This window comes from Yersinia sp. 2542 StPb PI, assembly GCF_048593855.1.
GTDB classification, from domain to species: Bacteria; Pseudomonadota; Gammaproteobacteria; order Enterobacterales; family Enterobacteriaceae; genus Yersinia; species Yersinia enterocolitica_E.
In genome coordinates this window covers 14,069-27,300 of sequence record NZ_JAZGQA010000044.1, presented here as the reverse complement: position 1 = coordinate 27,300, position 13,232 = coordinate 14,069, and the positions used below count along the sequence as shown (strand labels likewise).

Genomic DNA, 13,232 nt, shown 5'->3' with positions numbered 1-13,232 from the left:
AGAGGTCTCCGTACAACTAAATATAAATTATAAAATTAAGTAGGAATTAAATGGGAAAGACTCTAATGACGTTGGTGCTACTTACCCTGCCGGGTATGGCGTTAGCTGCAACCTCAAATAACACTATCAAGTTTCAGGGAGAGGTAGCCGAACAAACTTGCATGGTGGATATCAATGGCACAGCTAACACCCCGGTAGTTTTGTTACCAACAGTTTCGACCAGCAACCTGAATCAAGTTAATGCAGTTGCAGGTAAAACCAATTTTACGATTAACCTAACCGGCTGCAATATTGCCATTCAAGACACCAAGATTAGTTCGGTTTTTCAGGGGATGAACGTCACTTCGGCGGGTAATTTGGGCAATGTGGGTACAGCTCAAAATGTTGCTATTCAGTTACTTGATACTAATGGTGCCCCAATTCGCATGTCTGGTGGCAGTGTTGAAGTACCGGGAATCACCTTGGTCGCCGGTGCAACCTCAGCATCACAGGATCTGGCGGCTCAATATATTACGGAAGAAGGTCGTGCGACCGCCGGGAGCGTTATTGCTTCCGCACAATACGCGATCACCTATCCCTGACTATTCATGAGATCCAAGCCATATCATGAATACGTTGCCAATCGGTAACGAAGCCGAAACAAACCAGAAGTATCAAGGATAAGTAATTGCTATGACACTGATTGCCCACAGAATGATCGCCTGCTCGTTGTTGCTGCTCAGCGGCGTACCCTTATGGACGCAAGCCAGTGTTGTCATGACCGGTACTCGTATTATTTATCCCGAAGGTACGCGGGAAAAAGTAATACAGCTCAGTAACAAAGATGACCATCCGAATTTAGTCCAATTATGGATGGACGACGGTAATAACCAGTCTTCGCCATCAAAAAGTGATGTCCCTTTCACACTGACACCACAGATATTCCGTATGGAAGCCCAAAGTGGGCAAGTGGTACGGTTGTCATATGTTGAGCGCCATTTACCTAAAGATCGTGAATCAGTTTTCTATCTTAACTTCTTGCAGATCCCCGCGTTAAAAGCAGATAAACAGACCGAAAACAAACTGGTTTTGATCGTTAATAACCGAATGAAAGTTTTTTACCGCCCTGCGGCATTAAAAGAAAATGTCGATACATTAGGTGAAAAGATACGCGTTACTCTGGATGGCACTAGCGGTGATAAAATCAAGATAAGTAACCCGACGGGTTATTATATCAGCCTGCGTGATGCCAAATTGGTCAGTGATGGGAAAACGATTTCGTTCGCCACCAGTGAGATGTTCTCGCCCAATTCGACCACTGATTTAGCCTTACCCGCTGGGGTTAAGGCCAAAAAGGGCGAAGTGCTGACGCTGAACGTGGTTAATGATTATGGCACCAACATTTCCACGAATTATCATTTGTAGTCCAGCCGTGATGATAATCCAGACTGTGCCCAGTTATAGAGATAACCAGTGAGGTTTGCTCCCTGGTTATCCTATTTGCTAACGCACGGTTTACTGGCGAGCCATTTCGTGTCAGCAGCAGAACAGAGTAATCAAGACGAATATGTATTTGAGGATGCGTTAGTCCGCGGCTCAGCGCTCGGCTTAGGCTCCATCTCCCGCTTTAATAAAAAAGACACCTATCAAGAAGGCAAATATCAGGTTGATCTCTATATGAACAACAATTTTGTTGATCGTATAGAAATGATATTTATTGCAAAAAATGATGCGGTTATTCCCTGTTTGTCAGTCGCACTACTGCAACAAGCCGGCGTCACTGAGGAGGCGCTGAAAAACAGCGACCCAAAAGATGACTGTTTGGATTTTAAAACCACCTTGCCGGCCAGTGACTATCGCTTTGATTACGCCAAGTTGCGCTTCGACTTGTCGGTACCACAGCTGTTCGTTAAAAAAGTGCCGCGTGGCTATGTTGACCCCCATAATTTAACCTCGGGGGATACCATTGGTTTCAGCAATTACAACTTGAACCAATATCACGTGGGCTATAACAAAGATGGAATTAAGCGTTCAACCAACTCAACTTATCTCAGCCTAACCAATGGTATCAATGCTGGCATGTGGCGTTTGCGTCAACAGGGTTCATTGCGCTATGACCCTACCCGAGGAGCCAACTGGACCTCTAACCGGCTATACAGCCAACGCGCGCTGCCCGCCATAGGCAGTGAAGTGACCTTGGGCCAAACGTTCAGCGCGGGTCAGTTTTTCTCCAGTCTGGGCTTTAACGGCATCGCATTGGCCACTGATGACCGCATGTTGCCTGAATCGCAACGCGGCTATGCCCCTATTGTGCGAGGGATTGCCAGAACCAATGCCAAAGTCACGGTTTATCAAAACAATCGGTCTATTTACCAAACCACTGTGTCACCAGGGCCGTTTGAATTTAATGATTTATCAGCCACCAATTTCGGCGGTGACCTGACGGTAGAAATTCAGGAAGCGGATGGCAGCGTAAGCACCTTTCAGGTGCCATTCTCTTCCGTGCCGGAGTCGTTGCGCCCCGGTTATTCCCGCTATAGCTTCGCCGCTGGGCAAGTGCGGGATCTGAGCAGTAGTGAAGTGTTCAGTGAACTGACTTATCAACGAGGGGTCAGTAACGCCATTACCGCCAATACCGGGCTACGCGTGGCGTCAGGTTATCAGGCCATCATGCTGGGGGGCGTCTTTACCCACTATATTGGTGCCTTAGGGCTGGATGCTACCTATTCGAATGCCAGCCTAGCGGATGACAACAGTTATGGTGATGAACGGCAGCAGGGCTGGATGGCGCGAGCCTCCTTCAGCCGCACGTTCGAAGCTACCAATACCACATTATCCGTGGCGGGTTACCGCTATTCTACCGAGGGTTATCGCGATTTAAGTGATGTTTTGGGGGTACGTGCAGCCCGTAATGGCAAAGTTTGGAATTCAGATACTTACCGGCAACGCAGCCGGGCAGAAATATCGATGAATCAGAGTTTTAACAGCTACGGTTCTCTGTATTTGACCGCGTCTTCACAGGATTATCGCAATGACCGCAAGCGGGATACACAGTTGCAATTAGGCTATGCCAATACTCTGTGGCGCGATACCAGTTTCAATATTGCGGTCTCACGACAAAAAACCGGAGGCGGCAGCAACGAAACCTACTTTGTCGACCCCGGTAGCGGCATGCCAGCGGCCAATGGCGCAAATATTCTTGGCATCAGCGAGACTGTGGTGCAGATGTCGGTCTCATTCCCATTAGGTGGTAGTGCGCATGCGCCGTATATCTCCGCCGGTGCTGTCAACAGTAAGCTCAGTGGCGCCAGCTATCAGACCTCATTATCCGGTGTGATGGGCGAGGACCAATCCGCCAGTTACAGTATGGATTTTGCCCGCAGTGAACAAACGAAAGAAAACACCTTTAGTGGCAGTTTACAAAAACGGCTTCCTGTCACTAGTCTGAGCGGCAGTGCGTCCAGCAGCCCTGGTTATTGGCAAGGTTCAGCCAGCGCCCGTGGGGCGGTGGCCTTCCATAGTGGCGGTGTGACACTGGGACCTTATCTGAGTGATACTTTTGCCCTGATCGAGGCCAAAGGCGCCAGTGGTGCCAAAGTGATGTATGGCCAAGGTTCAAGTATTGACAGATTTGGCTATGCACTGGTGCCAACACTCACCCCGTATCGCTACAACACCATTACGCTCAATCCTGATGGCATGGATTTCAATACAGAGCTTCAGGATGGTGAGCGGCAAGTTGCTCCCTTTGCCGGCTCAGCAGTGAAAGTCACTTTCCGCACCCTCAGCGGTTACCCGGTACTCATTACCGTCCGGCTGGCTGATGGTAGTCAGTTACCTATGGGCACCGTGGTATACAGCACGACGGCCGACGGCGACAACAGTGCTCCGCAGCAAAAGAACGAGGTTGGTATGGTTGGTCAGGCCAGCCAGGCTTATGTTCGGGCTGAAGGAACCCGAGGCACACTCATTTTGGTATGGGGCGATGCCGCCGATGAACGCTGCCAGTTAAATTACGACTTAGGCACGCCCAATAACGATAAACAGTTATATAAACTCGATGCCTTGTGTGTCGTTACCCAGCATTGAATCAGAGAAACAGTATGAATCCTATAACGACTCACTACGCCAGGTTATACCGATACAAGCCCCTATTCTCACACTATATGGGGTTATTCTTTTCACTCGCATTACTGAGCATCAGCTTACCCAGTTATGCACAATGTGTTTGGAAAGGCGCCAATATCGGTGGTGATAACTACGGTGCGTCTTTGCAATTAGGCAACATCAATATAACCAGTAATTACATTCAGCCTGTCGATTCAATCCTGGCCTCCAGCATTATCAGCTTGGTACCCGCCCGTTTCTGGTCAGACCCGGAAGCGGTTATCTATGAATGTGATGTGGCCGATAAAGACAGTTTATTTGAAGTTTTTGCGACTAATGGCGACAGTAATGTCGGCGGCTACAGCAATATGGGTGATAACTATTTTCAGACTTTCTTCCCCTATACCGCATTGAAACTGACTCATGTTGATACTGGCGTCGAATTTACTCGCATCTGGCAGCAGGTCCCGTTGAGAAAGTACGACGTAGTCGGGAATAAAATTCAAATTAAGGGTAAACATTTCAGCCAAATCCGTGCTGAGCTAAAAAAAGTAGGTTCTGTAGACCGCACGCCCGGCCCTTCCAGTTGGGGATGTTCTGGTCCTGCGGCTGATAACTATTCGGGTAGCTATTCCTGCAATCAACCCAACGGTTACGTGGTATTCAAAGGGCCCGGCATGCCAGTACCGGAAACCGGCTATGACTCAGCAACCAATTACCAAACATGGGGAAGTGGCCGCTATATGGCATTTGGTATGAATACCTCTCCGGTCTCTGTCCTGACACGCAAAAATACCTGCGTAGTACGTAACGTCACACCTTATGTGGTTTTCCCTATTATCACCGTGAACGAACTTAATGATAATCAATCACGCAGCGCGGATATCACTGTCGATATCGAATGCCAGTCGGGTACGGAATCTGGCATTAATAGTGGGCAAACTGCGCTGGGCATCCAAACTTCATTACCCGGTTATCTGAAAGCACAAGGACTCGGGTTAGTAAACGCAGCCGGCGGCGTGAGTTATCTTTTATCAGACCACTATGGTACTGACAAAAATATAGCCACCGGCGTGGGAATCAGCCTGAGTGACAGCAGCGGCGCGGCAATGAATTTTGTTGGTTGGGGAGGATGTGTCAGTAATTGCAATGCCAATACCAACGCGGGTTGGTACCCGGTACTCACGGGTGCCAGTGCTAATGGCAGCAATGGTGCTGGTTATGATAACTATTCACATCACTTTGTCGCCACCTTGAAAAAATTACCTAACGGCACGCCTACTGCTGGCAAAGTCGATGCGACCGCTTACGTTTTGGTGAAGATACAATGAGACTCCTCTGCCTATTTTTACTGATGTTGAGCATCAGCCAACACACCATGGCCGGTTTAGTGGCCGGTTCAACCCGCATGATTTATCAGCCTGAATCACGTGAGCGCACCCTGATGTTGGCTAATACCAATGATTATCCGGTCGTGGTGCAGACCTGGATTGATGATGGCGATGTGGACAGCACTCCCGATCAGAGCAAAGCGCCTTTCATTGTCTTACCTGCTGTTTTCAAAATGCAGGCAGGAGCGGCTCAAGGGCTGCGCATTATCAATAAAGGTGACAATCTGCCGACAGATCGAGAGTCTGTTTATTGGCTCAATCTGTATGAAATTCCGCCTAAATCCCGGCGTAACACCGATGCTCAGGCCCAGGTTGCTATGGCGATGAATACCCAAATGAAAATATTCTATCGGCCTGATGGGCTAACGCCGAAACCGGCTGAGGCAATGAAAAAAGTCAGTTTTACCCTTAAGAAGAAAAACAAAGAATATATTCTCACCGCCCATAACCCCACACCATACCATGTCTCTTTTGGTCAGATTCAGCTAGAAAACCAACAACAACGCTTTCTGATAGCACAAGAGATGGACATGATGGTCACACCCTTTGCTGAGCGCCAATATCATTTTGAACAGCAGCCTACCTCACTCAATGGTGAAGTAACCTTGAACTATGTCTATTTTGATGATGCTGGCAATCAGCTAAAAAACAGCCAGTTAATAAAAGTGACATTGTAACGAATTACTATTTTCACGGTTAATCGCAGAGGAATTGCAGCTCATGTAATTCCTCTGACAATTCTGGCTACCCGCCACGAAATTATTACCCTATTGAATTTAAGGGATATTTTACACATGTCCCACTTATGTTGCTTATGTCACTAAAACACACGGCTAAAAGTGTCTTTCCTACTGATTAGCGGGTTTAAATACATAACCTCGGCGTGTAATGGGCGCTTTTCGGTCACTACCGAGCCAATCACCTTCCCCAATACAAACGCGCCTCTCAGCCTTATTAAAAATAACCTCATTTGGCGGGATAACTCACGAGAAAATAAACAAGTTTGCTGAAAAACAAGCCAATAAGCTCATTCTCTCAGCAAACGCACATTTTTAGTGTTTTTCTACTTTGACAAACGTCACCACCCTCGCTATTATTCGCCTCGTTCACACGATTCCTCTGTAGTTCAGTCGGTAGAACGGCGGACTGTTAATCCGTATGTCACTGGTTCGAGTCCAGTCAGAGGAGCCACTTTCTATTCCAAGGATGTTTACTGATGTCCATGGAAGCAGTAAGATCAATAAGTTATACGTAAATGTGGTTACACTGAGTTCCACATTGTTACGTTGACTGCCACAACTTTTGGGGGCTTTATTAGGGGCCTGTTCGGTTCGATAATATCGAGGCCCCCAAATGTCAATTTCTGATGTTGTAATCCGAAACACCAAGCCCCAAGACAAACCCTTCAAGCTGAGTGATAGCGCCGGTCTATACCTTCTGGTCAAACCCAACGGTTCAAAACTCTGGTATCTCAAGTACCGCTATGGCGGAAAGGAAAGGAAGCTGGCCTTTGGTGCCTACCCTGCCGTCTCCTTAGTGCTGGCCAGAAAATTACGCGACAACTCACGCTCCGAATTGGCTCAAGATAAAGACCCAGGACAAACTCGGCGTCATGAAAAACAGGCCAGAAAGGTAGGCATTACTCTGGAAGAAGTAGCTCGCACCTGGCACAAGAGCAACCGCACCTGGTCTGAAAATCACTCAAACCGTATATTACGAAGCCTTGAAATGTATCTGTTCCCGCCTCTGGGAAAACAAACTATTTCCGATATCAGCACGGCTGACTTGCTGTATGTCCTCAAAGCCATCGAAGACAAAGGATTTCTGGAGGTTGCCATGCGGCTGCAGCAGCGCATCGTCAACATTATGCGCTACGCCATTCAGAATCAGATGATCAAATATAACCCGGCGCTCGACTTGAGCGGAGCCATTGCCGTACCGAAAAAACGTCACCATGCTGCCCTTCCACTCTCTCGTCTGCCCGATTTCTTTGCCAGACTAAATCAGGATAATGGACGGCTTCTGACCCGTTTGGCACTGCGCTTTAACTTGTATGTCTTTGTCCGTTCCAGCGAGTTACGTTTTGCCCGCTGGGAAGAGATTGATTTTGATAATGCACTCTGGACCATTCCTGATACCCGAGATCCTGTTCCCGGTATCCGCTATTCCGAGCGAGGCGCCAAGATGAAAACTCCACATCTGGTGCCACTTTCTACCCAGTCCATTACAATCCTCAAGCAAATACAGCAGCTATCAGGACACGGTCAATTCATTTTCCCCAATGACCACGATATGTTTAAAGTCATGAGTGAGAACACCATAAATAAAGTACTGCGGCGTCTGGGATACGACACGAAATCTGAAATATGTGCGCATGGCCTAAGAGCCATGGCCTGCAGTTCCCTCATTGAGTCAGGAAAGTGGTCGCGGGATGCTATTGAACTTCAGATGAGCCATCAGGAAAGAAACTCTGTCAGAGCTGCCTATAACCATCTGGCTGAGCACCTTGAGATCAGATATCAGATGATGCAGTGGTGGGCTGACTATCTTGACGCGAATCAGTCAAATTATGTTGCCCCTTACCATTTCTTTCAAAAACAACAAAGAAAGAAAAACATCAAACAGCTCCTCCCGTGTTAGGGATTGAGTGACGATATCGTGGTCAGTGATTTATCTGGGAGTGCGGTCGCGCTGGGTCGAGGACGTAACGCTGATTTATTGGTAGGGACCTGGGTAACAGGAAATGTCTACAGCTTTCGGCCCTAAGTGATGGGTTATGGGGCTGCGACAGCGCCACGGGCTGTTAAGGGACACAGCCAAATTTCCCTCCATTCTTTTATGGTTAGTCAGAGAATTCGATCGCATGTTCTGCTCTAAACTCAGAGATTTGTAGACTTTATAGCTGGCCATCTTTTCCCTCTTCAGGAGGGGTGAGCCGCTATGATGTTTCATCCAGCAGTGCGCTTATGGCGAATTGCCAGGTTCCAGTTGTTGTTTCAGCCATTCAAATGAACGCTTGATCAGCTCAGACCTGTTTCTGATGTAATGGTCCATATCTTCCATGCTTCAATAGATCACATCCACACCGGCCTGCTTTGCTTTTATAAAAATCATCGCTTGATTGAATCAGTGTGTCTTTCACACCAGTCACCATTAGGAGTTTCCCCTGTATATTTTTATGATCTGGCCCAAAGTGGACTTAAAACTATCCAAGAAAATCGGTGCGGTTCAATCTCAGATTTCATTACATTCCGGGCAGGTTCCGAAGTATCTGTAAAGTACAGCGCTTGCACATGACTCGGAGCAATGAAGTGGTTAAAAACGGAGCGCCATAATTTGTCTCAAATAGATAATTTGGCTTACAGCCTTTTGAACCAAAACACCCCCACTTTTCCACGTGAAGTTACCCCCCTAAACCTGTAAGGTGTCTTTGTTTTTACCTATAAATGATAGCTGAGATACCCTATTTTCAGCTCTTGCCAGGCGGTTTTGAATTTATTGATCGGGTACTGATATCGACTCGTTCAGCCAGAAAATCCAGAAAAGCCCGCACACGCAACGGCAGATGACCCCCCTGCCCGACATACACGGCATGAATTTCCTCGATATAGCCAGGATCGCAATCCTCAAGTACGGGTATCAATCGGCCAGCACCGATATCCTCACGTACCTGAAAGGCAGCAAGACGCGCCAATCCTAGCCCAGCCAAGGCTAGACGATGCAATGCCTCACCATCATTGACTTGAGCGTTGCCACTAATGGGTATCACGATATTCTTGTCACCCTGACGCAATAACCAGCCAGGTTGGGCACGCACGTAATTCGTTCCCAGACGATTGTGCTGGTATAAATCCTCTGGCGTCACTGGGACACCATGGCGAACCAGATAATCAGGCGACCCGACAATTATCTTGCATGTCTGACCCAATTTACGCGCCATCAGGTTAGAGCTTTTGAGCGGCCCCGCCCGCACGGCCACATCGGTACGTTCTTCCAGAAGATCGATGACCTCATCGGTCAGCATAATATCCAGCATGACCTCAGGATAACGCTCCAAAAATTCAGGTATCAACGGCAGCAGGAAGTGATGCCCAAAGGGCACATTGGCATTGACCCTTAACCGACCACGTGGCGCAGCGTTTTCACTGGCACAGCGATCTGCCTCGTCCAAATCAGCAAGGATACGCACTACGCGCTCGTAGTAGGCACAGCCTTCTGGTGTCAGTTGCAGTTGTCGTGTGGAACGATTCACTAGCCGTGTACCCAGCCGTTTCTCTAGTCGTGCGACCAACTTGCTGACAGCTGAGGGTGTCATGCCACAGGCGCGGGCGGCGGTAGAAAAGCCGCCTAGCTCAATCACACGCACGAACACTTCTAATTCGCCGGAGCGGTTGACTTCTTGGCGGGCCATATCTGCCTCCTTGATGAGTTTAATTCACAAATGCTATTCCGCTGAACAGTCTATCGTGATTGTGTCTTTGAATTCATAATTAATACACGATTTATTTTTGAGTTCACTAATATGAAAAAGCAATTCAAATCATTTTTAACGACTTCATCTAGAAAAATTATAACTTGGGCCCTTGCAGTGGGTACTGCCATGGTAACCACCACTGCGGTAGCTGCCACACCGTCTTGGGTTGCAACGTGGGGGGCCAGCCCACAGCCTGTATGGGGTTCGAGTTTTCCGCTTCCCACAAATATACCAACCGAACTGCATGATCAAACAGTTCGCCAAGTGGCGCGTATCAGCCTGGGTGGAGAGCGTTTTCGTATCGTGCTATCCAATACCCATGGCAGTCAGCCACTCACCGTGGGCAAAGTAACGTTTGCACAGACACAGAACAACCACAGCATTGCGGCTGATAGCTTACGCACTGTGACATTTGGTGGCCAGGAAGCAGCGACGATCCTCCCTGGCGCTTTGTTGGTCAGCGATCCTGTAACATCACACATACCTGCATTGACTCAGGTTGCCGTGAGTTTCTATCTACCGAAGGCTACCACTATGAGCACCTTCCACTGGGATGGCCGTCAGACTAGCTGGATTGTTCCAGGAGATCAGACCTCAGCCCTGGAGCTTAAGGTGACAGATGCTTCCATTCAGAGCACGACGACACGTCCGCTGCTGGTGGGGGTTCATGTTGAAACTGAACAGGCAGCGCAGACAGTTGTGGTTCTCGGAGATTCCATTACTGATGGTAATGCTGCAAGTCTGGACAAGAATAGCCGCTGGCCAGACTTCCTGGCTACTCGCCTTGCCTCGCGGGGTATCAGTGTTATCAACTCTGGCATCTCCGGTGCCCGGCTTCTCTCTGACGGTATGGGTGTCAATGCATTGGCACGGTTGGACCGTGACGTGTTGGCTCAACCAGGAGTGCAAAGCGTTATTGTCATGATAGGGATTAACGACATTGCCTGGCCGGGTACCATTTTCGCTCCACAGAGCCCAAGACCCACACTCGAGGCGTTAACAGCTGGCTATCGCCAACTGGCTGAGCAGGTTCATGCTCGCGGTCTGCGTGTTATCGGTGCAACACTGACACCATTCGAAGGGGCATTGCCTGGTACACCGATGGACAATTATTACCAACCAGAGAAAGAAGCATTACGCCAGCAGGTGAATACTTGGATACGCCAGAGTGACACCTTTGATGCCGTTATTGATTTTGATACGGTGTTACGTGACCCTGAGCATCGTACCCGCCTGCTGTCGCGTTTTGACTCAGGTGACCGACTCCATCCCAGCGATGAAGGTAACCGTGCGATGGCTGAATCGGTTGATCTTAAAATCTTATTTCCCGGCAACAATGCCTTATTGAAACCCAGCCACTAACAGGAACACCAAACTATGCTTTTACCCTCTATCGGCTGGGCAATCTGGAATTGCTCAACCACATCGTTAACCGTCCATAATATGTGCGGGTGCGGGTAACGTTACTACCGTGATAATGAACGGAGATCATGCACCATGCGCCTCGGGTACCTACACCACTTAGACAAACCTTCGTAACATACACGGATAAAAAGCATCAGATTGGGTTTTTTGTTGGCTATATTCATTTTTTGAATACCTGAAATGAACAGTTTTGTTTTTTAGAATTATAGCGAATCGCCTAAGCTGACAGCCAGTTCATGATTCATGCGCTGCGGCGCTCAACGGAGAAAATGATGAAAATCCTGATGGTATTAACTTCTCATGACAAGCTGGGTAGTACAGGTCATAAAACTGGCTTTTGGCTGGAGGAATTTGCATCACCTTATTACGTTTTCCTCGATGCCGGAGCGGAGATCACCCTGGCTTCCCCCAAAGGTGGCCAACCGCCGCTTGATCCGAAAAGCAGCCAGCCGGATGCCCAAACTGCGTCCACCCATCGGTTCGCATTGGACAACACTGTGCAGCAAGCACTGGCAAAAACTCTGAGACTACAGGAGGTTAGCGCCGATGATTTTGATGCACTGTTTTACCCCGGTGGCCACGGCCCGCTATGGGATTTGGCGGAAGACCCCTATTCAATAGCCCTAATAGAGCAATTCCAGGCGCAGAGCAAACCGGTCGCTGCGGTGTGCCACGCGCCTGCGGTACTGCGCCATGCCAAGAATACGTCAGGCAAACCGCTGGTGATGGGGAAACAAGTTACGGGTTTTAGTAATAGTGAGGAAGACGCCGTAGAACTGACTCAGACAGTGCCGTTCCTGGTTGAAGAAATGCTCAAGGCCAACGGTGGGCTCTACAGCCGTGGCGAAAACTGGCAAAGCCACATTGCGGTAGATGGTTTGTTGATTACCGGACAAAACCCGGCGTCTTCAGACGCTACTGCTGAAGCCATGCTAAAGCTGTTGTAAATCACGGCAGCCAATATAACACCCTAATAACCTGGATGTTTGTTATGCGATTAACTAAATATGTGATTGCCCTGCTGCTTTGCCTGGGTATGGGTGCCACTGCTTTGGCAGCGGAAACCCATGGACGGATACTGGTACTGCTCTCTGGTGAAAACCAGTTACCGCTTAAAGAGGGAAAAACCTATCCGACCGGGTATTATCTCAATGAATTCGGTGTGCCTGCAGATGGCCTGCAAAAAGCGGGATATGAACTGGTGCTGGTTACGCCAAACGGCCAGGCACCGAGCGTTGACCAGCTTTCGGTTGATCCGCTCTATTTTGGCGGTAACAGTACGGAAATGCTGCGTATTCAATCGGTGGTAGCAAATATGCCAGGGATTAATAAGCCGCACAAACTGGCAGAAGTACTGGCTGGTGATCTCTCTCAATATGCCGGTCTATTGATCCCTGGTGGCCATGCGCCGTTGATTGACCTTGCCAATAACCCACAGGTGGGGGAGTTGCTGAAGCATTTCCACTCTGCAGGCAAGCCTACCGCCGCCATCTGCCATGGTCCGATTACCCTACTGTCAGCACAAGACGATCCGCAGGATTTTGAAGCAGGACTGATCCAAGGCAAAACGTCACAGGCAAAGAACTGGATATATCAGGGATATCGCATGACTATTTTTGCGGATGAAGAGGAACAGGTTTTTGAGGATTCACTGAAGGGGGGGAAGATCCGGTATTACCCAGCCAAAGCCATGGCGACAGCAGGCGGCGAGTTGACACAGGCAAAAGCCTGGACCCCGAATGTAGTTGTTGATCGTGAGTTGATCACCGGTCAAAACCCATTCTCTGACCATGCTCTTACCAAAGCGTTGTTAGCGCAGTTGCAAAACGGGCATTAATCCCTGCTTGCGCTGATCA

Annotated in this window: 10 protein-coding genes and 1 tRNA gene; 10 read left to right on the top strand and 1 reads right to left on the bottom strand. The window is 48.7% G+C overall.

Annotated elements, in window-relative coordinates:
- Positions 1–50 precede the first annotated feature (50 nt).
- The 7 genes from V1952_RS08045 (at position 51) to V1952_RS08015 (ending at position 8,117) form a co-directional block, all read left to right on the top strand.
- The gene (locus tag V1952_RS08045; protein WP_372558556.1) at positions 51–581 is read left to right on the top strand and encodes a fimbrial protein; all 531 of its coding nucleotides are present in this window, start codon (positions 51–53) and stop codon (positions 579–581) included.
- Between the two features lie 91 nt (positions 582–672).
- Entirely contained in the window at positions 673–1,404 is a 732-nt protein-coding gene (locus V1952_RS08040) for a molecular chaperone (protein WP_420070766.1), read from the top strand.
- 48 nt (positions 1,405–1,452) lie between these two features.
- Entirely contained in the window at positions 1,453–4,068 is a 2,616-nt protein-coding gene (locus V1952_RS08035) for a fimbria/pilus outer membrane usher protein (RefSeq protein ID WP_372558554.1), read from the top strand.
- A 14-nt stretch (positions 4,069–4,082) separates the two neighbouring features.
- A complete protein-coding gene (locus V1952_RS08030; RefSeq protein WP_372558553.1) occupies positions 4,083–5,417 on the top strand; it encodes a fimbrial protein in 1,335 nt (444 codons plus the stop codon).
- Positions 5,414–6,154 carry a molecular chaperone gene (locus V1952_RS08025; RefSeq protein WP_372558552.1) on the top strand — a complete coding sequence of 247 codons (741 nt, stop codon included), beginning with the start codon at positions 5,414–5,416 and terminating at the stop codon, positions 6,152–6,154. Before V1952_RS08030 ends, V1952_RS08025 begins: the two co-directional genes overlap by 4 nt.
- Positions 6,155–6,592: 438 nt before the next feature.
- Positions 6,593–6,668 (top strand) — tRNA-Asn (locus V1952_RS08020).
- Positions 6,669–6,830: 162 nt separating this feature from the next.
- Positions 6,831–8,117, top strand: coding sequence for a tyrosine-type recombinase/integrase (locus V1952_RS08015; protein ID WP_420070767.1), 1,287 nt, complete (start codon positions 6,831–6,833; stop codon positions 8,115–8,117).
- 829 nt (positions 8,118–8,946) lie between these two features.
- On the opposite strand, the gene V1952_RS08010 is transcribed toward V1952_RS08015, so the two are convergent.
- A complete protein-coding gene (locus tag V1952_RS08010; protein WP_260514215.1) occupies positions 8,947–9,888 on the bottom strand; it encodes a LysR family transcriptional regulator in 942 nt (313 codons plus the stop codon).
- 189 nt (positions 9,889–10,077) lie between these two features.
- On the opposite strand from V1952_RS08010, the gene V1952_RS08005 reads away from it, so the two are divergent.
- The 3 genes from V1952_RS08005 to V1952_RS07995 all read left to right on the top strand — a co-directional run bounded on the left by V1952_RS08005 (position 10,078) and on the right by V1952_RS07995 (position 13,213).
- Positions 10,078–11,313: an SGNH/GDSL hydrolase family protein gene (locus V1952_RS08005; RefSeq protein ID WP_372558537.1), complete on the top strand. Its 1,236-nt coding sequence runs from the start codon at positions 10,078–10,080 to the stop codon at positions 11,311–11,313.
- A gap of 335 nt (positions 11,314–11,648) precedes the next feature.
- Positions 11,649–12,323: a type 1 glutamine amidotransferase domain-containing protein gene (locus tag V1952_RS08000; RefSeq protein ID WP_420070809.1), complete on the top strand. Its 675-nt coding sequence runs from the start codon at positions 11,649–11,651 to the stop codon at positions 12,321–12,323.
- Between the two features lie 44 nt (positions 12,324–12,367).
- A complete protein-coding gene (locus tag V1952_RS07995) occupies positions 12,368–13,213 on the top strand; it encodes a type 1 glutamine amidotransferase domain-containing protein (protein WP_372558536.1) in 846 nt (281 codons plus the stop codon).
- Positions 13,214–13,232 lie beyond the last annotated feature (19 nt).